Annotated in this window: 22 protein-coding genes, 1 tRNA gene and 1 pseudogene; 17 read left to right on the top strand and 7 right to left on the bottom strand. The window is 55.4% G+C overall.

From position 1 onward, the window contains the following. The 8 genes and pseudogenes from BOW52_RS10990 to BOW52_RS11025 form a co-directional block, all read left to right on the top strand. On the top strand, window positions 1-115 hold a 115-nt coding region (locus BOW52_RS10990), incomplete at its 5' end, for a thiosulfate oxidation carrier complex protein SoxZ (RefSeq protein WP_172840276.1). A gap of 26 nt (window positions 116-141) precedes the next feature. Continuing rightward, complete coding sequence (soxA, locus tag BOW52_RS10995) at window positions 142-975, top strand: sulfur oxidation c-type cytochrome SoxA (protein WP_078484129.1); 834 nt, start codon at window positions 142-144, stop codon at window positions 973-975. A gap of 92 nt (window positions 976-1067) precedes the next feature. Next, complete coding sequence (gene soxB, locus BOW52_RS11000; RefSeq protein WP_078484130.1) at window positions 1068-2807, top strand: thiosulfohydrolase SoxB; 1740 nt, start codon at window positions 1068-1070, stop codon at window positions 2805-2807. A gap of 330 nt (window positions 2808-3137) precedes the next feature. After that, window positions 3138-3734, top strand: a complete 597-nt coding sequence (locus tag BOW52_RS11005) for an ABC transporter ATP-binding protein (protein ID WP_078484131.1) — start codon at window positions 3138-3140, stop codon at window positions 3732-3734. After that, entirely contained in the window at window positions 3731-4537 is an 807-nt protein-coding gene (locus tag BOW52_RS11010) for an ABC transporter permease (RefSeq protein WP_078484132.1), read from the top strand. Before BOW52_RS11005 ends, BOW52_RS11010 begins: the two co-directional genes overlap by 4 nt. Next, entirely contained in the window at window positions 4537-4977 is a 441-nt protein-coding gene (locus BOW52_RS11015) for a DUF4124 domain-containing protein (RefSeq protein WP_078484133.1), read from the top strand. Before BOW52_RS11010 ends, BOW52_RS11015 begins: the two co-directional genes overlap by 1 nt. A 13-nt stretch (window positions 4978-4990) precedes the next feature. Further along, window positions 4991-5443: a DUF4124 domain-containing protein gene (locus BOW52_RS11020; protein WP_078484134.1), complete on the top strand. Its 453-nt coding sequence runs from the start codon at window positions 4991-4993 to the stop codon at window positions 5441-5443. 213 nt (window positions 5444-5656) lie between these two features. Then, window positions 5657-5932, top strand: a pseudogene (locus BOW52_RS11025) (cupin domain-containing protein). A gap of 2 nt (window positions 5933-5934) precedes the next feature. Here BOW52_RS11025 and BOW52_RS11030 read toward each other — a convergent pair. The 3 genes from BOW52_RS11030 to glnK all read right to left on the bottom strand — a co-directional run bounded on the left by BOW52_RS11030 (window position 5935) and on the right by glnK (window position 8849). Beyond that, a complete protein-coding gene (locus tag BOW52_RS11030) occupies window positions 5935-7032 on the bottom strand; it encodes a PilT/PilU family type 4a pilus ATPase (protein ID WP_078484135.1) in 1098 nt (365 codons plus the stop codon). Between the two features lie 205 nt (window positions 7033-7237). Further along, window positions 7238-8485 (bottom strand): ammonium transporter, encoded by a 1248-nt coding sequence (locus BOW52_RS11035; RefSeq protein ID WP_078484136.1) that lies wholly within the window; start codon window positions 8483-8485, stop codon window positions 7238-7240. Window positions 8486-8510: 25 nt separating this feature from the next. Then, window positions 8511-8849 carry a P-II family nitrogen regulator gene (gene glnK, locus BOW52_RS11040; protein ID WP_078484137.1) on the bottom strand — a complete coding sequence of 113 codons (339 nt, stop codon included), beginning with the start codon at window positions 8847-8849 and terminating at the stop codon, window positions 8511-8513. A 338-nt stretch (window positions 8850-9187) separates the two neighbouring features. Here glnK and BOW52_RS11045 point away from each other — a divergent pair, with 338 nt between their 5' ends. The 4 genes from BOW52_RS11045 to BOW52_RS11060 all read left to right on the top strand — a co-directional run bounded on the left by BOW52_RS11045 (window position 9188) and on the right by BOW52_RS11060 (window position 11669). Continuing rightward, window positions 9188-9451, top strand: a complete 264-nt coding sequence (locus tag BOW52_RS11045; protein WP_078484147.1) for an accessory factor UbiK family protein — start codon at window positions 9188-9190, stop codon at window positions 9449-9451. Between the two features lie 125 nt (window positions 9452-9576). Next, complete coding sequence (locus tag BOW52_RS17065; RefSeq protein WP_172840312.1) at window positions 9577-10071, top strand: hypothetical protein; 495 nt, start codon at window positions 9577-9579, stop codon at window positions 10069-10071. Then, window positions 10037-10648, top strand: a complete 612-nt coding sequence (locus BOW52_RS11055; protein WP_172840313.1) for a GGDEF domain-containing protein — start codon at window positions 10037-10039, stop codon at window positions 10646-10648. The genes BOW52_RS17065 and BOW52_RS11055 overlap by 35 nt, the downstream gene beginning before the upstream one ends. 178 nt (window positions 10649-10826) lie before the next feature. Continuing rightward, window positions 10827-11669, top strand: a complete 843-nt coding sequence (locus BOW52_RS11060; RefSeq protein ID WP_078484139.1) for a glycosyltransferase family 2 protein — start codon at window positions 10827-10829, stop codon at window positions 11667-11669. Between the two features lie 174 nt (window positions 11670-11843). Here BOW52_RS11060 and BOW52_RS11065 read toward each other — a convergent pair whose 3' ends face one another. Both BOW52_RS11065 and BOW52_RS11070 read right to left on the bottom strand, forming a co-directional pair. Next, on the bottom strand, window positions 11844-14243 hold the full coding sequence (locus BOW52_RS11065) for a CHAT domain-containing protein (RefSeq protein WP_172840314.1): 2400 nt from the start codon (window positions 14241-14243) through the stop codon (window positions 11844-11846). A gap of 41 nt (window positions 14244-14284) precedes the next feature. Then, window positions 14285-14845 (bottom strand): hypothetical protein, encoded by a 561-nt coding sequence (locus tag BOW52_RS11070; protein ID WP_078484141.1) that lies wholly within the window; start codon window positions 14843-14845, stop codon window positions 14285-14287. Between the two features lie 176 nt (window positions 14846-15021). Between BOW52_RS11070 and BOW52_RS11075 the strand changes: the two genes are divergently transcribed. The 4 genes from BOW52_RS11075 (at window position 15022) to rep (ending at window position 19652) form a co-directional block, all read left to right on the top strand. Continuing rightward, window positions 15022-16527 carry a YifB family Mg chelatase-like AAA ATPase gene (locus BOW52_RS11075; protein ID WP_078484142.1) on the top strand — a complete coding sequence of 502 codons (1506 nt, stop codon included), beginning with the start codon at window positions 15022-15024 and terminating at the stop codon, window positions 16525-16527. Between the two features lie 33 nt (window positions 16528-16560). After that, entirely contained in the window at window positions 16561-17232 is a 672-nt protein-coding gene (locus tag BOW52_RS11080) for a transglycosylase SLT domain-containing protein (RefSeq protein WP_135622295.1), read from the top strand. A 9-nt stretch (window positions 17233-17241) separates the two neighbouring features. Further along, a complete protein-coding gene (locus BOW52_RS11085; RefSeq protein ID WP_078484144.1) occupies window positions 17242-17571 on the top strand; it encodes a YqcC family protein in 330 nt (109 codons plus the stop codon). Window positions 17572-17645: 74 nt separating this feature from the next. After that, window positions 17646-19652, top strand: a complete 2007-nt coding sequence (gene rep, locus BOW52_RS11090) for a DNA helicase Rep (RefSeq protein ID WP_078484145.1) — start codon at window positions 17646-17648, stop codon at window positions 19650-19652. A 287-nt stretch (window positions 19653-19939) separates the two neighbouring features. Here the strand turns inward: rep and BOW52_RS11095 are convergent, their stop codons facing one another. Beyond that, window positions 19940-20422, bottom strand: a complete 483-nt coding sequence (locus BOW52_RS11095) for a c-type cytochrome (RefSeq protein WP_236725716.1) — start codon at window positions 20420-20422, stop codon at window positions 19940-19942. 202 nt (window positions 20423-20624) lie between these two features. Between BOW52_RS11095 and BOW52_RS11100 the strand changes: the two genes are divergently transcribed. Next, window positions 20625-20701, top strand: a tRNA-Arg gene (locus tag BOW52_RS11100). A 364-nt stretch (window positions 20702-21065) separates the two neighbouring features. On the opposite strand, the gene BOW52_RS11105 is transcribed toward BOW52_RS11100, so the two are convergent. Beyond that, the gene (locus BOW52_RS11105; protein WP_078484146.1) at window positions 21066-21491 is read right to left on the bottom strand and encodes a hypothetical protein; all 426 of its coding nucleotides are present in this window, start codon (window positions 21489-21491) and stop codon (window positions 21066-21068) included. Window positions 21492-21666 lie beyond the last annotated feature (175 nt).

The raw sequence follows: 21666 nt of genomic DNA on the forward strand, positions 1-21666 counted from the left end.
TAAGAACCCCTACCTGTCGTTCAAGTTCAAGGGCGCAGCTAAGGGTGACAAGCTGACCATCAGCTGGGTCGACAACAAGGGCGGTTCCGACTCTGTCGAAACCGCAATCAAGTGATCACCACACCAGAAGGAGTGACTTCTATGAAAAAGAGAAGCATCAAACTGCTGGCAGCAGCAGCGACGCTACTCATCGCCCCGATGGTGTCTATCGCAGACCCGGCGGGTGACGTTGATACCTACCACAAGGTTATGAAAAAGAAATTCCCTGAGGTTCCAATGCAGGAGTACGCCAACGGCGTATACGCGATCGATGAGATCAAGCGTGCCAACTGGGAAGCGATTGAAGAGTTCCCTCCCTACGAGACCTTCATTGATGATGGTCAGGCTATCTGGGATAAACCTTTTGCCAACGGCAAGGGTTACAAGGACTGCTTCGAGAAGCCCGGCATCTACGGCGACTACCCTCGTTGGGACGCAGAGAAGGGTATGGTTACCACCCTCTCTCTGGAGATCAACAAGTGTCTAGAGGCCAATGGTGAGAAGCCAATGAAGTACGGCAAGGGCAAGATTGCCTCCCTGCTGGCCTACATGGCTTACGAGTCACGCGGTGTTGTCACCAACATTGAAGTACCTAACGATCCAGGCGCTATGGCGGCCTACGAGGATGGTAAGGAGTTCTACTTCAAGCGTCGTGGTCAGCTCAACTTCTCATGTGCAAACTGCCACATCCAGAGTGCTGGCATGAATATCCGTAGTGAGAAGCTGAGTCCTGCACTGGGTCACACCAGCCACTTCCCGGTTTACCGTTCGAAGTGGGGCGCACTCGGCACCCTTCACCGTCGTTTCAAGGGCTGCAACAAGCAGGTTCGTGCCAAGCCCTTCAAGATGCAGGGTGAAGAGTATCGCAACCTCGAGTACTTCCTGACCCACATGAGCAACGGTATTGTGCTCAACGGTCCAGGCGCACGTAACTAAAAAAAGCACTACCGGAGCAGCCCGACCCACCGGGGTCGGGCATCTCTGCTCCACTCCCTTACACACCACTAATTAAGAACCCCGGAGAAGCAATGAATCTCTCCCGTCGTGAATTCCTACAGATGCTCGCTGTTGCGGGTGTCTCAGGCTTTAACCTCTCTGCATGCGCCGAGACGCCAATCGTCTCTGGCCGCCCGAGTAAAGCCCCGGCAGACCTCTATGAGGTGCCCAATTTCGGTAATGTTTCACTGATGCACTACACCGACTGTCACGCTCAGCTGACACCGGTCTACTTCCGTGAACCCAACATCAACCTCGGTATCGGCTCGATGCGCGGTAATGCGCCGCATCTGGTCGGCGATGCCTTCCTCAAGACCTTCGGCATGCCTGCGGACGGTATCGAGGCGCACGCCTTTACCTACCTAAACTTTGAAGAGGCGGCCCGTACCTACGGCAAGGTCGGCGGTTTTGCCCACCTCTCTACTCTGGTTAAACGCATTCGGTCCAGCCGCCCCGGCTCACTGCTGCTTGACGGCGGTGACACCTGGCAGGGCTCAGCCACCTCACTCTTCACCAACGCACAGGATATGGTCGACGCGCAGAAGCTGCTCGGTGTCGACATCATGACCCCGCACTGGGAGATGACCTACGGTGCCGAGCGAGTCAAAGAGATTATCGAGAAAGATTTTGCTGGCCACATCGAGTTCCTGGCACAGAATGTCGTCGATAACGAATGGAATGAGGCGGTCTTCAGCCCCTACACCATCCGTGAAATCAACGGTGTACCGGTTGCCATCATTGGTCAGGCCTTCCCCTATACCCCGATCGCCAATCCACGCTACATGGTCCCTGACTGGAGCTTCGGCATCCGCGATGATCAGATGCAGGGTTATGTCGATGAGGTACGCGGCAAGGGTGCACAGGTCGTCGTCGTGCTGTCGCACAACGGTATGGATGTTGACCTGAAGATGGCTTCACGCGTCAGCGGTATCGATGCCATTTTCGGTGGCCACACCCACGATGCGGTACCGAAACCGATTACCGTGAAGAACCCAGGCGGCAAGACACTGGTAATGAACTCCGGCTCCAACAGCAAGTTCCTCTCAGTGCTCGACCTCGATGTACGCGATGGCAAGATCCAGGACTACCGTTATCGCCTGTTGCCAGTCTTCTCCAACCTGATCGAGCCCGATGCCGAGATGGCGGCCTACATTGAGAAGGTACGCGCACCGTTCAAGGAGCGTCTCGAAGAGCCACTGGCGATCTCCGACGAACTGCTCTATCGCCGTGGCAACTTCAACGGCACCTTCGATCAGCTGATCTGTGATGCACTGATGCAGGAGCTCGATGCCGAGATGGCCTTCTCACCCGGTTTCCGCTGGGGCACCTCGATTCTACCGGGTCAGACCATCACCTTTGAGGATCTGATGACCCAGACCGCCATCACCTACGCCGGTGTTACCCGTAGCGAGATGAGTGGTGATCAGGTGAAGATCGTGCTCGAAGATGTTGCTGACAACCTCTTCAACGAGGACCCCTACTACCAGCAGGGTGGTGACATGGTGCGCGTTGGCGGCCTCAAGTACGCCATCAACCCTAAAGAGAAGATTGGAAAACGCATCACAGACATGTCGATCAACGGCCGTGCCATTGAAGCCAACAAGACCTACTCGGTCGGTGGTTGGGCCAGCGTCGCCGCCCCTCTCGACAGCAAACCGGTCTGGGATGTGGTCGCCGACTACCTGCGTGCCAAGAAAACCGTTTCCATCAAGGAACTCAATGTCCCAACCATCAAGGGCATCGACAACAACCCTGGATACGAAACCATGTAACAGAACCGTTTGGTGAGTTGTTGCAATCCCCATTGCAACTATACTTTTGGGCCTCTTTTTGAGGCCCTTTTTTATGCGTTAAAGTATTTGATGCGCCACATCACACAGAGAGAGATCACCTTAGGGTCTGGCTTTTCGATTGGCCACAGGTAGAGTAGCAGTAGCTGCCGGGCTCAAGCTCTACATCAAAGGGTGTCTGCTTGGCGATATACGGTTCTGGAATCACACAACGCCATCCGGCTTTATGGGCGCTGATACCAAATCAGTTTAGATTGAAAGAGATACCGCCAGACACCCATCAGGTGCGCGGTTAAGAGGGTAGATAGGGCGTTGTCCAAACTTCATCTCGATGCGCTGCAGACGCATCACGTCGGCCCCATTTCACTTGAGTTGGCAGCAGGTAGCACGCTGGCACTTTCAGGTGCTTCAGGGGCTGGTAAATCGTTGTTATTACGGGCAATTGCCGATATCGATCCTCACCAGGGCACGATGCTTCTCGACGGTGCAAGCGCTCAGAGTTTCACTGCACCCGAATGGCGTCGGCGGGTAACGCTGCTACCGGCCGAGAGCCAGTGGTGGTTTGAACGGGTAGGCGACCATTTTAGTGACGCTGATGAGGCCGGTTTTTCCGCACTTGGGCTCACACTAGAGGCGCTCGACTGGCAGGTAAGCCGCTGCTCTACCGGTGAACGACAGAGACTCTCAATCCTTCGCACCCTGGCCAATCGTCCCTCGGTGCTGCTGCTTGATGAACCGACTGCCTCGCTCGATCAGGAGAATATCGAACGGGTTGAGGCACTGATCACGGCATACCGAGAGACAACCGGGGCAGCTTTGATCTGGGTCAGCCACGACCCACATCAGATTGAACGTGTTGCTGATCGTCACCTCCGTTTTGAAGCGGGCACTCTGGTAGAGGCGGCATGAACATTATCTCGTTAACACCGTTTGATCTGGCACTGGCGGCACTGCTGGTGCTGCTACTCGCCTTTATCTCCAGCAAAATGGCGCTCGATATCGCACCACGGCTATTGATCGCCGCCCTCAGGACCACGCTGCAACTGGCGCTTATCGGCGTGGTACTAAAGGCACTGTTCGCGAATGTAAATCTACTCTGGATCGCGCTAATCGCCTCCGCAATGCTGATCATGGCGGGGCGTGAGGTCGGTGCCCGCCAGCACCGCCGATTTGTCGGTTGGTGGGGTTACGGCGTCGGTACCCTGTCGATGTTTATTTCGTCTTTCTCGGTCACCCTACTGGCACTGACGGTCATTATCGGCAACGACCCCTGGTATCAGCCACAGTACGCCATCCCGCTCCTCGGCATGCTGCTGGGCAATACCATGAACGGTATTTCGCTCGGCATGGACCGTCTCACCACTGATGCCTGGCGACAACGCGCGGTGATTGAGTCGCGCCTGATGCTCGGTGAGTCGTGGTGTGATGCCATTGCCACCATCCGCCGCGATGCCCTACGCGTCGGCATGATCCCGATGATCAATGCGATGGCTGCGGCCGGTGTGGTCAGTCTTCCAGGCATGATGACGGGCCAGATTCTGGCCGGTGCACCACCCATGGAAGCGGTTAAATACCAGATACTTATTATGTTTTTGATCACAGCGGGCACAGGATTTGGTACATTGACGGCTGTTTGGCTCGGCGCGAGACGGCTTTTCGATGATCGCCACCGTCTGCGTCTGGAGCGTTTGACCCACAAGGAGGAGCATTAATGATGCGTAGCATGCTGTTGATTGCGGCCCTGATTGATTCGATGAGTGTGAGTGCGGAGATGCACCGCTGGACCGATGCCGATGGCAACATCCACTATAGTGACCGCCCAAAAGATGAGATCCCCGAACAGGTTGTCGGCCGCGAGGATCGCCTCAAGGCAGAGACTGCAGCACGCGCTGCGAAGCAGCGTCGCAAGGCGGCTGATGAGGCTCGTCAGTTGGCGCGGATAGAGCGTGAATTTCAGGCACGTAACAATGTTGCCAGCAGCGCCACACTCGCCTCCTGTGATGAGGCTCGCCAGGTCCTACACACCTATAAAACCGCTGGTCTGCTCTATACCGACGCCACCGATGGCGGCTTCCGCGTAATGAGGCTCAAGGAGCGCCAGGATCTGGTCAAAGAGCTGAGTCACGACATCAAGACCTACTGCAGCAGCTGATTCATTCACTCTCATGATGAAACATTCGCCACTCATACCACTACTGCTTCTGGTTAGCTCGACGAGCCTTGCAGCTGGCATCTACAAGTGGACCGATGAGCAGGGCAACGTTCACTATGGCGAACGGCCACAGGGTAGTGCGCAGGAGATGAAGATCGAGACACCTCGCACACCCACAACCGCACCCGGCAATAACGTTGATCAACAGCAGATGCAGCAGCGATTACTCAGGTCGATGGAGGCGGATCGGCACGAACGTGAAGCGAAACGGCGTGAAGCCGAAAAACTGCGCGCCGAACGTCGCGCCGAGTGCAAAGAGGCAGAGCGGTTATTACAGGAGTATCGCGACGCCGGACATCTGTTTGAGCCCGACGGCAAGGGTGGCAAGCGCATCCTCAGCACTGAGGAGCGCGAGCAGGCAACCGCCGATCTGGAAAAGAGCATCCAGAAAAACTGTAACGGTTAGCCAGTGACACCCAGCGTCGCTTCATGAATTCTGGCTGTGCCAGTGCTGATCGGTGGATCGCTTCGTTGTAATACTCGATCTCAAACACCCCGGTGTGCAGTAGCTCTTTACAAAACTCACGCTGCCCTCCCTGCTTACACGCCACGATCCCACACCAACACACCGATGGATTGACCGGCTATACCTATCTATAAAATGAATGGAGTTAGTTTGATGAGAGAGATCGAAGTTGTACACAATCCAGACCAGACGAGCCTGGATGTACTTGGCGCTATGCAGTGGCCAATCTGGAGCAAGTAAGCCTCATCTTTTCCCTGGAGCTACGATGCGGAGGAGCAGTGCTACATCCTCGAGGGCGATGTGATCGTTACTCCCGATGGCGGCGAGCCTGTACATATCGGCAAAGGGGATCTGGTCACTTTCCCAGCGGGTATGTCGTGCCATTGGGAGATCAAGGCTGATATCCACAAACACTACACCTTCAAATAGCGCTAGATAGAGATACCACCCAACGCTGAATCATCCCCCCCCGAACCGGCAAGATTCATCTTCAGCGCCAGATCGGTACGGGAATCTGCATACTTGAGTGCCTCCTCCTTGGAGATTTTCCCCTTCGTAAACAGGTTGTAGAGCGACTGATCGAAGGTGTGCATACCGCGTGCAATCCCCCCCTCCATCGCCTCCTTGATCATGTGAAGTTCACCATTGCGGATTAACTCCCGAACATGCGATGAGTTGAGCAGCACCTCAGTAGCGACCACCCGTTTGCCATCAGACCCGGGCACCAGCCGTTGCGAGATGATAGCGCGCAGATTGAGCGAGAGATCCATCAATACCTGTCGTGTCGCACTCTCAGGGAAGAAGTTGATGATACGGTCTATCGCCTGATTGGCGTTGGCGGCGTGTAAGGAGGAGAGACAGAGGTGACCCGTCTCAGCATAGGCTATCGCCTGCTGCATCGTCTCCTGCTTCCGAATCTCGCCGATCATCACCACATCGGGCGCCTCACGCATCGCATTCTGCAACGCACTCTCATAGGAGAGGGTATCGAAGCCAACCTCACGTTGGTCAACGATCGACTTACGGTGACCATGCATATACTCGAGTGGGTCTTCGATGGTGACAATATGGCTGGCGGTATTGCGGTTGCGGTGATCCAGCATGCTCGCCATGGTGGTCGACTTACCCGAACCGGTGGTACCCACCACCAGCACGAGGCCACGCTGCAAAGTGATGATCTCCTCCAGCATTGAGGGCAGTCCGAGATCGGCAATACTGGGAATCTCACTGACCAGATAACGCGCCACCATCGTCACCTCGCCCCGTTGGCGGTAGACGTTGACTCGAAACCGACCAATATCGGGCAGAGAAATGGCTAGATTCGCCTCCAGTGTCTCTTCAAAATCCTTGATCTGATCACCACTCATTACCGAGTAGGCGAGATCTTTGACCGCATCGGGTTTCTGCGGCTCTTCTCTGACCGGCACCAGCTTGCCCTCTATCTTGAAATGAGCAGGTGCACCCACGCTGAGGAAGAGATCGGAAGCCTTCTGCTCCACCATCATTTTTAGGTAGGGGGTTATATCCATAGTGATCGTCTCTGTGGCATCTTTTTATAGTGTTGTTTAGCAGTGAGGATAGCGACCGAATGTAACCTTGTCATTAAACCGTCTATAGCGGCCTCCTGGCTCGAAGTCAGGCAGGGTTAATAATTCACTTCCAAACTTTTCGATCAGACATAAAAAAGGGGTGCCATCCCTGGCACCCCGCTTCTCGCTCTTTCTGAAAAGCTGCTTACTTGTTGGTGAACTCCGGGTAGGCTTCCATACCGCACTCGGTCTGGTCGACGCCCTCGTACTCCTCTTCCTCGGTGACGCGGATACCCATCACCGCCTTGATCACCATCCAGGTGATGAAGCTGGCAGCGAAGGTCCATGCCAGGATCACACCCAGGCCGGTCAGCTGTCCAACGAAGGTTGCATCGGCATTGGAGAGGGTGACTGCGAGCAGACCCCACATACCGACCACACCGTGGACAGAGATCGCACCGACTGGATCATCGATACGCAGCTTGTCTAGGGTGATAACCGAGAGCACAACCACCACACCACCGATGGCACCAATAATGGTCGCCAGCAGCGGGGTAGGAGCCAGAGGTTCAGCAGTGATCGCAACCAGACCGGCCAGAGCACCATTGAGCACCATGGTCAGGTCGGTCTTACCGAAGAGGATGCGTGCAACCATCATCGCTGCCACCAGGCCACCAGCAGCGGCCATATTGGTATTAACAAAGACCAGTGCAACCGCGTTGGCCTCACCGACATCGGAGACCTTCAGCTCAGAACCACCGTTGAAGCCGAACCAACCCATCCAGAGGATGAACATACCGAGGGTTGCCAGCGGCATGTTGGCACCAGGGATCGCGTGAACCTCACCGTTTGGACCGTACTTGCCCTTACGAGCACCGAGTAGCAGAACACCGGCCAGTGCTGCAGCAGCACCACACATGTGGACCACACCCGAACCTGCGAAGTCCTGGAATCCGAGACCGTCGAGGAAACCACCGCCCCACTTCCAGTAACCCTGCATTGGGTAGATGAAACCGGTCATCACAACCGCAAAGGCGAGGAATGACCAGAGCTTCATACGCTCAGCCACCGCACCCGAGACGATCGACATCGCAGTTGCAACAAACACAACCTGGAAGAAGAAGTCGGACATGTCTGAGTAGTAAGGCGCACCATCACCACCAGCCAGAACAGACTCAACCGAGTTGTCACCACCGATCAGGAAGCTGATACCAGGAAACCAGCTGTTAACAGCCTCAGCGGGATACATGATGTTGTAACCCATCACCATGTACATGATGCAGGCAATGGCAAACAGCGCCACGTTTTTGGTCAGAATTTCAGCCGTGTTCTTGGAACGAACAAGACCCGCTTCGAGCATGGCAAAACCCGCTGCCATCCACATTACCAGTACGCCAGACACTAGGAAGTAAAAGGTGTCCAGGGCGTAATTTGTCTGAAGTATTGCTTCCACTTTATTAACCCTCCAATGAGCTCAATTACAGTGCGTCCGGGCCGGACTCGCCGGTACGAATGCGGATCGCCTGATCCAGGCCATAGACAAAAATCTTTCCATCACCGATCTTGCCGGTGTTGGCGGCGTTACGGATCGACTCGATCACCTGATCAACGAGATCTGCCTTAACCGCTACCTCAACCTTTACCTTGGGTAGAAAATCGACGACATACTCAGCACCACGATAGAGCTCGGTGTGTCCCTTCTGACGGCCAAAACCCTTTACTTCCGTGACGGTGACACCCTGCACACCGATCTCGGAGAGGGCCTCACGCACGTCATCCAGCTTGAACGGCTTGACGATTGCAGTGACTAACTTCATTTGGTTATCTCCTTCTTACTTCAGGCCCGGCCCGTTCGGCTCGGGTGTTATTTTTAAAACGGTTGGGGTGGCTGCGCCGCCCATCTGCTGTTCATGACAGACCACAACGCATCTCTGTCCACCATTGCAGTGCGTTATTGCACGCAGCGTGCCACCATCGTTTTATTCTTTAATAACAGCCAGATATGAATGATTAAGCACTTATAGGCACTATCTGGATGCACCAGAGATAGCCGTTTCCTGGTGAAGCGCACTAATTTAGTGCGCTATTGCAGTGCAGAACAGCGTGTGAAAATCGTCTAGAATCGGTGCGAAGCAATCCGAGCAAGGAAAAGAGTGTGATCGACCCCAAAATAGTTGACGATCTGGCGCGTCGTGCCGCCGAGGCGGCCCCCGCAGGCATGGGTGAACTGCAGAAGGATCTAGAGAAGAATCTGCGAGCCGGGCTCAGCGGCCTCTTCTCCAGACTCGAGCTGGTGAGTCGTGAGGAGTTTGATATCCAGAGCGCGGTGCTGGCACGCACCCGCAGTAAGCTCGATGCCCTTGAGAAACAGCTGGCCGAGCTTGAAGACTCTCTCAGGGACAAGAGCAAACCATCTTAAGCTGATTCAACCTTCACTCAGCGTAGCTGTAGCAAGGCTAATTTTAGCTACTTGCAACAGCAAGCTATGCTAGGTATGAGACCGATCATAGCTTGGACATCCATTACATAGAGTCCGCATGCCCCATGTTTGACCCACTCACACTGCTAGCCGTTCTGGCACTGACCCACCTGCTCTCAACCTCCTCTCTGGCAGTGGTCTGGTACGTCAACCGGACCATCCCCGGCATCAAAGAGTGGACCATCGGACGCCTGCTGGTCACCCTTGCCATCGTCGCATTCGCACTGCGTGCCTCTGTCTCGCTTCCCCTCTCGGTAGTGATCGGCAACACACTGATGGCCGTCGGTTTCTACGTAATGCTGATGGGCCATCCGCCGCTTTATGGGGCGCAAGCCCTTCAAAATAGCTCCCTTTGCTGCACTGCTACTGATCTACGTCGCCTTCATGGGCTATTACTCAACCGCCGAAATCAACTTGACTGCCCGCACCATCGGCACATCACTAATCACCTTGCTCTACAGCCTGTTGGCCGCCTGGTCGCTCTGGCCGAGAGTTCGCGACGTCGTGACCATCTCCTGCCGACTGATGGCCTACATCTTTATCTTCCACGCCCTGTTTGAGGCAATCGCGATCTCCATCCTTACCGCGATGGCCTATATCACCATGACCACCGAACACCTGCAGAACGACCTGCGTCGTCAGGCGCAGATCGATCCGCTGACCGGTTGTTATAACCGTCGCGCCTTCTACGCCATCGCTGACCACTCACTCTCACGCAGCAAACGCGACCGTGAGATCACCTCCTTCATCATGCTCGATCTCGATCACTTCAAGGCGATCAATGACACCCACGGCCACCTCACAGGTGATGAGGTACTGAAACATGTTGTCGATATCGTTGCCGATGTAAAACGCGAGCAGGATACCCTGTCGCGCTACGGCGGCGAGGAGTTCATCATCATGCTGCCCAACACACCCAGCCGTGAGGCTGCAGCTGTCGCCGAACGTATCCGCCGCAGCGTGGAGCAGTCACCCGTCGAGATCGATGGCATCACCATCAAGAGCACCATCAGTCTCGGTATTGCTGCAACCGACCTGGAAAACATCGACAATAGCAATGTCGGCACCCTGATCAGCAAGGCCGATCGTGCTCTGTACAATGCCAAGAAGCGAGGTCGTAACCGTGTCGAGCAGTAAGTGAATTAGGTTTCGATATTTGATCAAGTAATAAATATCTGAATTAAATTCATCACAACTGAAGATCTACTTATTTATTTAGTTACATTTAATCGAAGAGTTAGTTCTGCAGAGAGAGTCCGAGCAGCCGATCTCACACTACCTAGCAGTTACTAGAGCCATACTGTACATCCTCTCAATGAAGTCCAATATCAAAACCAACATCATCATCACCTGTAAAGGGCGACTGGCGCATCTTAAACGGTCTCTACCACTAGCTGCCGCACAGGAGATGAGCCACTGCATCGTCGTCGACTACTCATGCCCCGATAACTCAGGCAACTGGGTTGAAGAGTACTTCCCAGAGATTACGGTTGTACGCGTTCCAAACCAGCCACACTTCAATCTTTCAGCAGCGCGTAATATAGGTGCAAATAACGCCACCGCACCCTGGCTCTTTTTCATAGATGCAGACATCCTGTTGCCCACCCACGCTATAGCCACGATTCACAACAAAATCGAGTCTGGATTCGCCTATCGTCCGGAGTCTAGTGGTAAAAATCGCGATAAAAGCGGTTGCGTTCTCGTAGAACGCACGGACTTCACACGCATCGATGGCTATGACGACGTTATTCAAGGATGGGGAGCCGAAGATTCAGATTTCTATTGGCGACTGGAAGAGAGCGGTTCACCCATTCTGCCTCTACCACTTAAGGGTATCGAAACAATTGCACATGATGATAGGGAGAGAATGAGGCATCACTCTGTCGACAACAAAAAGACCAGCAGCCAAATCAACAGAAGCTACTTTCAAATAAAACGCAGTATTACAAACATTAACAAAGCGGCACTATCGAAGCTGACCAGAAGCGACCTATACGCCTTAATAGAGGCTGCGATTTTACACAACGGCAACACCACCTCAATTAGCTTTGACAGCACACAGGTTAGAGGCCTGCTGACCGATAAAAAACTAACTTATAAAATCCAAAACCAATCAAAACAGTCGTTTGTAAAACGCATTCAGCAGCACTTCACCTAACTCACTCGCACCCTTTATATCTGATTCACATACGCGCCTGCATCGTACATAAAAGAGGACTCATTCAGCCTCTGCATGACCTCAATCGATAAGGAGAGTATTGATAGCGGCACCCTCGGCGAGCTGATCAACCAGGCCGACGGAGCACTCTACAACACCAAGAAGCGGGGAAACTCAGAATGAGCGGCTATCACCCACCAGCATGTAGGGTGCCCAGAAAATTGGGTGTGCATAACTGTAAACCTGCTCACCCTTTCTGTTTTTGAAGATACCATGCTCGATGAGATTGACCATACTCTCCCGCAGCGCACCTGCCCGATCAGACCAATCATTTGACTTGAAAATGCCGGTGGTTAACTTGCGGGCGGAATTAGTTTCAACGGGCCAATTAGTCACTAACAGCGAACGCCCTCCAGCATAGAAGAAGGCGCGTCCCAGGCCAGATATCGCCTCGGCACCGGCGCCGTCGCTACTGCCCGTGTTACAGGCAGAGAGAATGACCCAATCGGCGTTAAGGTTCAGATTCATAATCTCATCCATCGTTAACAGACCATCGCCTGTTACACCACTCAGTTGAGGTGCACTCAACGCGAGCGCGGGTTGAGTCAGACCATCAAGATCACCCGGCACCAGACCATGAGTCGCAAAAGCGATAATTCGATAGCTATCGAGCTTGAATGATTTAACGACATCCTCGTTGGCCATCTTGCCGAGGAAAACATTACTTCCTCTGTCGACGCCAAGAGCCTCGGCGATCTCATTAAGCTCGCCTGCCGTCTCGGGCAGAGGTGGCAGCAAACTAAGGTCCGCACTGGCATAGTCTGAGAGATCTGGCGCCGAACGGAATCTAAACAGACCGCGGCTTTTTATTGATGTCGATGAAACCTTCCGCGCCTGTTCCGCAACCTGCTCTTCGCTGAACCAGGGGTCGCCAAAGGCTATTAAGGGCTTCCGCTCACCGCTGGGCGCGCCAATTGACCGAAGCGCCTGCAGTGAGCTCACCGATGGGAGTACAGCGACCGCATGACTTCTGGCCAGAAACGGTACATCACGATAGCGCGAAAAAAGTGGCGCACGTTTTTGTGGCATTTTAAACGATTGGGTCGGTAGCACGGAGATCGGTAGATGCCCAAGCGGCCCATGCGCTGCGATAAAGATTGAGCGTCTACTCTTCCAGACCGCCTCAGACTCCGCAAAAAGATCTTCAAAAAGCTGGTGTCCAAGTTCCACATCAAAATCGGGAATCGAGGAGAGACTAAGCCCGGTCGGTGCAAAGGCACTGCGAAGCGTTTCGACGTGACGCTGCAACTCGTCATAACCGAGCGGTGCTACGGTGAAGTGAAATGCATCACCGTCTCCAACGGTCCAGAGATAGGTTCTATCACGACCCGTGTAGGTTGAAATCAACACCTCATCGCCAGCGAGAATTTGCTGTGCCTGGGTGATACTCATCGGTGCCGGATCAACCAGCTCGGCATAGTCTGGGAACTTCTCTGCGATCTCAGCAAGAATCGCGCTCTGCGCCATTCTCAATCGTTCAATGTCAGACTTCAACACACCACTATCAATGCCCTCGGCCACTGCATTGGATAGCGTCGACTCCAGTACCGCCACCCTAATCCGCGCATCTTGTTCACGCCTAAGCAATGCGGCCAGCTCCGGTGATGAGACCGCCGCCCTTGCACCCATCGCAGAGATGGACTCCTTGACCTTCGAATTACGCAAACTCTCGGCAAGCATGAACAGTTCATTTGCTACGGCAACACTGTTACCAGCAGTTGCTGACATCTTGTCGAAATAGGCCTCAACAATGAGACGATAGTTATGAGGCCGCACACCCGTGCGCTGCTTGGGATCACGCAGGATGGTCAACGCCTGCTCAAAGTTGCGATCAGCAGCCACACTATCGCCTGCTTTCCAGTTGGCAATAGCCAGAAAGCCTTTCGCCTCTGCCGTTGAGGGGTGTTGAGACCCCATTGAGGTAATCAGCTGCCCTACCGTTGTTGAAAGCCGACCAACAGCCTCCTCTAATCTGCCCTGATCTATCAGCGCGTATGAGAGGGTCATGTCGTTTCCGAAGCGTGACTGGTACTGCTTCGACTTGCCATCCAGCGACCGTTTTATCGCATCGTGAAGCGTTAGCACCTCACGGTAGTTACCCTGTAATGCAAACGCCTCTGCAAGCGCTCGTCGAGCATCGGCAAACTCAATCGAGTCTGCGGGACTGCATCTACGTTGAAAGACACCCACTGCCGCTGCAGCAATCTTCTCGGCCTCACGCACCCGCCCCTGATCAATCAAGATCGTGGAGAAACGAAAAAGTAGCGGTCCGCTAACGATCTTATCGATACGTCTATTATCAATAGCATGCGCAATCGCCAGGCGCGCCTCGTTCTCAGCCTCAAGCATCCGCCCCTGAGCTGCAATTATTTCGGCAAGCTTACTTCTGACAATCGGGATCTCCGGCGATGTCACTTTATAACGAGTAAAGTTATCGATCGCCTCGCGTAATAATCGCTCAGCGCTCTTCACCTCACCACGAGCCAACGCCAAAGAACCTTCAGCAAAAGCCAACCATGCTGAATGAATGGCGATCTTGTCAAGCGGACGCTTGTTTAAGCGACCCTCCAGCGATTTTGATGCCGCAATAGAGGCCGCACCTTCGCTGATATCACCCCTGCTAATCTGAATGAGAGCGAGATGTGCGTATCCGGGAATCTTAGCCCCCTGCGATTATCGGGGATGAGGTTGAGATAGGTCCGTTGCGCCTGCTCGGCCCGCTGCAGGTTACCGCGGCGGATCTCCTGAATCGAAATGCCGCGATAGAGCTCCCAACCATACTCAAAATTCCATCCACCTATCGGGTGCTCTGTCGTGTTGATGCGATCACTGGGTTGGTAGTGTTTCAGATACTCTTTAAAGCGCCGAATCCAATGGCTGTCACGTTCAACGCCGTTACAGGAGTCAGCAAGGTTTTTCGTGGCAGCAATTTGTGGCCTTTTCAGCCTCGCCATCAGGTCATCAATTGCCCGCGGTGGTGGAACAAATGCGCTCCCCTTGAATTCAGCAGTAATACTCTCCGCTTCCTTCAGGCTGACCGTATTGCTGTTACACCCACCTATCACCACAAGATATGTTGAAAGCGCCATCAACATGGCAAAACGCTGAATCATCATAGGTCGACTCGATATTTTATTATTAGAAGCGTGCCTCGAGCTTACGATAGTCGAAAATAGCCCACAATGCGTTGAAACAGCGTCCCAAACGCCAATGACTACGGTTTGTCAGCCATCCACTATTGCCTGTAGCATGGCCTGACAAGAGGAAATATTAATCACGGGAAAGGATTTCCATGTCACTCGCCATCGTACACTCGCGCGCCCAGGTCGGCGTTGAAGCCCCCGAAGTCACCATTGAGGTTCACCTCTCCAACGGCCTCCCCTCCCTCTCGATTGTCGGCCTACCCGAGGCGGCGGTTAAAGAGAGTAAGGATCGTGTGCGCGGTGCGCTGCTCAACAGCCAGTTCGAATTCCCCGCTCGTCGTATCACCATCAACCTCGCCCCCGCCGATCTTCCCAAAGAGGGGGGGCGCTTCGACCTGCCGATCGCCATCGGCATTTTGGTCGCCTCGGGGCAACTAAGTAGTGATCTGATTGAGCAGTATGAGTTTGCCGGTGAGCTAGCACTTTCAGGTGCGCTACGTCCCGTACCAGGCCTGCTGCCAATGGCGCAGGCCGCCAGCCGTACCGGACGCAAACTGATCGTACCGATTGAGAACGGTGAGGAGGCGGCACTGGCCAGTGAGGCCGAGATCTACGCCAGCGATCATCTGCTCAGCGTCTGCAACCACCTTGATGGTGGCCTGCCACTAGCCCGCGTAACACCCGATCTGAGCGATCGCTATCAGGAGCAGAGCGCTGATCTCTCGGAGGTAATCGGTCAACACCACGCCAAACGGGCGCTTGAGATTGCCGCCGCCGGAAATCACAGTATCTTGATGATTGGCCCTCCAGGTACCGGCAAGACGATGCTCGCCAGCCGCCTGCCCAGCATCCTGCCGCTGATGAGCGAAACGGAAGCGCTCGAAGCCGCCTCAATCCGCTCTATCAGTCATCACAAGCTCAATCTGAACAACTGGCGCCAACGCACCCTACGCTCACCCCACCACACCGCCTCGGGGGTGGCGCTGGTGGGTGGTGGCAGCCATCCGCGCCCCGGTGAGATCTCACTCGCCCACCACGGGGTGCTGTTTCTTGATGAGCTGCCGGAGTTCGATCGCAAGGTGCTGGAGGTACTGCGCGAGCCATTTGAGTCGGGACAGATCACCATCTCACGGGCTGCGCGACAGGCGGAGTTCCCGGCACGTTTCCAGCTCATCGCTGCGATGAATCCCTGCCCCTGCGGCTATCTGGGGCATTACAACGGTCGCTGCCACTGCTCCACCGAGCAGGTCGCACGCTATCGTGCACGAATCTCCGGACCGCTGCTCGACCGCATCGATCTGCACATCGAAGTCCCCGCCCTGCCGCGCGGTGAGCTGGGGCGTGATCACTCCGAGCAGCGTGAGACGAGCCGAGAGGTACGGGCAAGAGTCGAACAGGCACGCGAGCGGCAACTGACACGCAACGGCAAGAGCAACAACCAACTCGATAACCGCGCCATCAACAAACACTGTCGGCTCAACAGCGATGACCGCCAGCTGCTCGATACCGCCATCGACCATCTCGGTCTCTCCGCCCGTGCTTACCACCGCATTCTCAAGGTAGCGCGAACTGTTGCCGACCTGGAGGGGAGCGATCAGATCGCCACCCACCACCTCAGTGAGGCGATTGGCTATCGCAAGCTCGATCGACGCTAACGACTCTCGCCATTAGCATACTGGCCGCTTGAAATGAGCGACAGTTCGGTTACATTGCCCACCATGAAAGATCTCCACTCCCACAGCCGCACAATAGGTCACCTGCTCGCACGACTGCTTCTGCCGCTGCTCGCCCTCTCTGCATTCAGCATTCAGGCCGATATCTACAAATACACCGACAAAGATGGTGTGGTCACCTATAGCAGTCTCAAACCGATGGGGCTCACCTACGAGGAGCTGATTCCGAGCTGCCTGATGTCCTACATCGGTTGCGACATGGCCAACTCCGACTGGCGCAAGGTGGCACTCAATACCGAGGCATTCAAGGATCTGGTGGCCAAGGCAGCCAAGCGCCACAACGTTGATGCCGCATTGGTACGTGCCGTAATCCACGCCGAATCGGCCTTCAATCGCAAGGCGGTTTCACGCGCTGGGGCCAAGGGGCTGATGCAGCTGATGCCGACCACTGCCCGCTATCTCGGTGTCGGCAATCCCTTCAATGCGGCGCAGAACATCGACGGTGGCGCGAAGTATCTCAGCGAACTGCTGGGCCGCTTCGGCAATCAGAAGCTGGCGATCGCCGCCTACAATGCTGGTCCAACGGCGGTGACTCGCTACAACGGCATTCCACCTTATAAAGAGACCAAGAACTACGTCAAACGAGTCTCGACCCTGCTCAAGCGCTACCGCAGCGTTATCAACTAGCCCTCTGCGATGGAGAAGGTTGAATACCAGATTGCCGATCTACTGCTCGCCATCGAGACGGAGATGCGCCGTCTGGCGCTGTGGGGTGAGCAGCCACCGGAGCCTGAGCGGCTCGAGAGCCTGGTCCCTTTCTGCCACGACACACTCGAATTCCACCAGTGGCTACAGTGGGTCTTTCTGCCGCAGATGAAGCGGCTCCTCGAGAACGGTCAAACTCTGCCCACTGAGTGTGATATCTATCCACTGGCTGAGTACAGCTTCAATCAGCAGCCAACCGATGCCGCCCAACTACTGACCCTGATTCTCAACTTCGACCGGCTGATCAGTCGTAATAACTAAATATGCTCTGATTAATTCTGCTCAGAATGGGACGCGAGACTGCTACAATCGCCTCCCCACGACGAAGTTGACCCATGGCGCACAAACTCAATCCACATCAGAAGGCAGCGGTGCTGCACACCGACTCCCCCCTGCTGGTTCTGGCTGGGGCCGGTAGTGGCAAGACGGGTGTGATCACCCACAAGATCGTGCACCTGGTGCGCAACGAGGCGATCCAGGCACGCCACATCGCCGCCGTTACCTTCACCAACAAGGCCGCGCGCGAGATGAAGAGCCGCGTCAGCTCGATGATGCAGAGCGAAGAGACCCGCGGCCTGCGCGTCTCCACCTTCCACAATCTCGGCCTCAACATCCTGCGCCGCGACCACAAGGCGCTCGGCTACAAATCGGGTTTCTCGATCTTCGACGCTCAGGATAGCGCCGCGCTGATCCGCGAGCTGGGGCGCAAGGAGCACGACGCTACCGAGCAGATCGACGCCTTTCAGTGGCGCATCTCCGACTGGAAGAACGCCATGGTCCACCCCGACCACGCCCTCTCCCACGCCGCCGATGAGCAGGAGGCGGCCTGTGCGCGGCTCTACGCCCTCTACAACCGCCACCTCAAGGCCTACAACGCACTCGATTTCGATGATCTGATCCTGCAGCCGGTGCGGCTATTCCAGGAACACCCCGAGGTGCTGCAGGCGTGGCGCGAGCGCATCCGCTATCTGCTGGTCGACGAGTATCAGGACACCAACGCCTGCCAGTACGACCTGGTGAAACTGTTAGTAGGCGATCGAGGCACCCTGACCGTGGTTGGCGATGACGATCAGTCGATCTACGCCTGGCGTGGCGCCCGCCCCGAGAACCTCGCCCAGCTGCAGGAGGACTTCCCCACCCTCAAGGTAATCAAACTGGAACAGAACTACCGCTCGATGGGCCGCATCCTCAAAGCAGCCAACGAGCTAATCGCCAACAATCCACACCTCTTCGACAAGAGTCTCTGGAGCGATCGCGGTTACGGCGATCCAATTCGCGTGCTGCGCACCAAGGATGCCGATAACGAGGCGCAGCGTGTTGTCTCCGAGATCCTGCACCACAAGTTCATCCACAAAACGCGCGACAGTGACTTCGCCATCCTCTATCGCAGCAACCATCAGGCACGGCTGTTCGAGCAGATACTGCGCGAGCACCGCATCCCCTACCACCTCAGCGGCGGCACCTCCTTTTTTGAGCGTAGCGAGATCAAGGATCTGCTCAGCTATCTGCGCCTACTTGCCAATCCCGATGACGATGCCGCCTTCCTGCGCATCGTCAACACGCCGCGACGCGAGATCGGTGCCTCCACCCTGGAGAAACTCGGCGCCTACGCCAACAGCCGTGAGCGCAGTCTCTTCGCCGCAAGCTTTGAGATCGGTCTGGAGGAGACACTCAAGGGGCGAGGTCTCAACAATCTGCGCACCTTCACCGAGTGGCTCACCAATCTATCCGACCGTGTGCAGCGTGAGGAACCGGTCGAGGTGGTCAAGGATCTGATCCGTGACATCAACTACGAGGCGTGGCTGCAGGAGACCTCCGCCTCGGTCGAGGCGGCAGAACGGCGGATAAAGAACGTCGATTCGCTACTCGACTGGCTAAAACGGATGCGTGAGGATCAGGGTCCGAACGAGGGGTTAGCGGAGATGGTCAGCCAGATCACCCTGCTCGATATTCTCGACCGACAGGATGAGGAGGATGGCGGCGACCGTGTCAGCCTGATGACCCTGCACACCGCCAAGGGGCTCGAGTTTCCGCACGTCTTTCTGGTCGGCGTTGAGGAGGAGATCCTGCCACACCGCAACAGCCTTGAGGATGATGCGATCGAGGAGGAACGCCGCCTCGCCTACGTCGGCGTGACCCGTGCACAGAAGACACTCACCATCACCTTCGCCGCCAAGCGCCGTCGCTATGGCGAGGTGATCATCTGTCAGCCGAGTCGCTTTATCGAAGAGCTGCCACAGGATGATCTGCAGTGGGAGGGGCGAGGTGAAGAGCGTCCACCCGAAGAGCGCAAGCAGCGTGGACGGGCGCATATTGCCAATCTGCGTGGAATGCTCGATTAACGTAGGGTGGGTGTCGCTTCGCTCGACCCACCCTACACGCTTTTACACGTCGCTCTCACACCCACGCTGACCGAAACTCAGCCATATTCTCAACGGGGCGATAGCCGCTCCCGGCACTATCGACACACTCATCCCTGTCACAACACCACCATATTCCTGGCACGCCGCTCCTGCTGGTCGATAGCTTGCTCCCAGCGCTACCGACACGCCTACATCCTTGTAGGCGTCCATGAACACGAAAAAGGGCTGCCGAGGCAGCCCTTTTTCATCACGTTTGAAGACTCTGTTTACTTGGAGTTTTCAACCATATGCTGAACAGCCGCCTTAACCGCCTCATCACTCAGGCCTGGGTTACCACCCTTGGCCGGCATGAAGCCAGCAGCGCCGTTGTAGCCGTTGATCGCGTGATCAAACAGTACCGCCTCGCCCTGTGCGATACGGGCAGACCATGCAGCTGCGTCACCCACCTTGGGAGCACCAGCAACGCCGGTACCGTGACAGGCTACACAGGTGGTGTTGTAGGTCTTGCCACCATCAACTGGACCGGCATCGGCAACAGGAGCGGGCGCAGGTGCTGCCGCCGCGATCGGAGCACCGGTATTAACCATACCAACAGGCGCGATACGCTCTTCCAGTGTTGAAGCGGCGCTGCTACCAGGAACGGCCAGCAGGCTGCCCATCATCTTAGAAATCAACACAACCACAACAAACAGCACGATGAAAATAATCGCGCTCATGACAAAACTCTTGCTCTCGCTCTCAGTGCTCACAACCATAACTCCAGAAATACATAGAAAAATTTGAGCGGCGATTATAGCCCCAAGGACCAAAACATGAAAATCGGTCTAAATGGGACGATTCATAGACTAGGTTCAGGAGTCAGGGTATCCTTTGCTGCGCTGTAACGATCCAGATGAGGTTAGCCCCGGCCACCTATATATAAGAATCGTCCACAGGCTCCACCCACACCACGCGCCCGTAGCTCAGCTGGATAGAGTATCGGCTTCCGACGCCGACGGTCAGAGGTTCGAATCCTCTCGGGCGCGCCATATAAAAAAGCCCTCCACATGGAGGGCTTTTTTATATGGCTGGCCTGAAAGCTCGATGAGAACCTCCGTTCGACAGATCGACAGGATTGCCGATCTGGACGCACAACGTGCGCCCGAAGGGTGAGGGCCACGGATGGCCCGAATCAATCCTCTCTCAATAACCCAATGAAACCACTCTGACTGAGTAGGGCTTTTATATATGGTTAGCCTGAAAGCCCGATGAGAACCTCCGTTCGACAAATCGGCAGGATTGCCGATCTGGACGCACAACGTGCGCCCGAAGGGTGAGGATCAGGAATGGCCCGAATCAATCCTTTCTCAATAGCCCAAAGCCCTCTGCTGACGAGCGCTCTCCTTGAGTCCGTCACTCTTTTAAAAAGCTAACCTTCAGGGCGTGACCGACCAGGGTGAAGGTCGGCTCTATCCCCTCAATGGTGTTGCCACTGAACTGCTCTGCTGTGAAGTTGGAGAGGTTGGCACTGGTGAGAATTGTGTAGGGTGAATTAAAGGCAAAACCTCCTCCATCACTCTTCCAGAAAGAGAAGTTCGCCTGAGATGAGTGGAGCGTCAGATCCTCAGAGAGCTTGAGCATGGTCATGTTGGTTCCCAGCTGGGTGACAATGATGCCGCCGCTCATTTCGAGCGCACCGAGAGTCACGCTACCCGTATGGTCACCAATATCGAGCTCACCGTTGCCAAAGAGCTGAACCCTGGCGCTACCACCCAGTGCCTCATCGTAGAAGACGATACGCCCACCATCACCGCCATTGCTTCCACCATAGGCGATCAAAGTGGCACTCCCCGCACTCGATGTGCCCGAGAATACCGTATAGCCACCGGCCGTTTTCGCTGCGTAACCACCGAGGTTCCGGGGAGTCGCTATTTTTGCGGAAGCTTGTTTTGGGCATCCAAGCCCAAGCAAGCGGCAAATACTTAACGCGACCGTTTATGCCTACGGCGCCCCG

Source organism: Solemya pervernicosa gill symbiont (assembly GCF_002020875.1).
Classification (GTDB): Bacteria; Pseudomonadota; Gammaproteobacteria.

Coding starts and splice junctions, on each gene's coding strand:
- rep (WP_078484145.1), top strand. CDS start 17,646: ATGGCGCACAAACTCAATCCACATCAGAAGGCAGCGGTGCTGCACACC.
- BOW52_RS17065 (WP_172840312.1), top strand. CDS start 9,577: ATGTTTGACCCACTCACACTGCTAGCCGTTCTGGCACTGACCCACCTG.
- BOW52_RS11020 (WP_078484134.1), top strand. CDS start 4,991: ATGATGAAACATTCGCCACTCATACCACTACTGCTTCTGGTTAGCTCG.
- BOW52_RS11010 (WP_078484132.1), top strand. CDS start 3,731: ATGAACATTATCTCGTTAACACCGTTTGATCTGGCACTGGCGGCACTG.
- BOW52_RS11080 (WP_135622295.1), top strand. CDS start 16,561: ATGAGCGACAGTTCGGTTACATTGCCCACCATGAAAGATCTCCACTCC.
- BOW52_RS11055 (WP_172840313.1), top strand. CDS start 10,037: ATGGCCTACATCTTTATCTTCCACGCCCTGTTTGAGGCAATCGCGATC.
- BOW52_RS11030 (WP_078484135.1), bottom strand. CDS start 7,032: ATGGATATAACCCCCTACCTAAAAATGATGGTGGAGCAGAAGGCTTCC.
- BOW52_RS11075 (WP_078484142.1), top strand. CDS start 15,022: ATGTCACTCGCCATCGTACACTCGCGCGCCCAGGTCGGCGTTGAAGCC.
- BOW52_RS11015 (WP_078484133.1), top strand. CDS start 4,537: ATGATGCGTAGCATGCTGTTGATTGCGGCCCTGATTGATTCGATGAGT.
- BOW52_RS11060 (WP_078484139.1), top strand. CDS start 10,827: ATGAAGTCCAATATCAAAACCAACATCATCATCACCTGTAAAGGGCGA.
- BOW52_RS11085 (WP_078484144.1), top strand. CDS start 17,242: ATGGAGAAGGTTGAATACCAGATTGCCGATCTACTGCTCGCCATCGAG.
- soxA (WP_078484129.1), top strand. CDS start 142: ATGAAAAAGAGAAGCATCAAACTGCTGGCAGCAGCAGCGACGCTACTC.
- BOW52_RS11070 (WP_078484141.1), bottom strand. CDS start 14,845: ATGATGATTCAGCGTTTTGCCATGTTGATGGCGCTTTCAACATATCTT.
- soxB (WP_078484130.1), top strand. CDS start 1,068: ATGAATCTCTCCCGTCGTGAATTCCTACAGATGCTCGCTGTTGCGGGT.
- glnK (WP_078484137.1), bottom strand. CDS start 8,849: ATGAAGTTAGTCACTGCAATCGTCAAGCCGTTCAAGCTGGATGACGTG.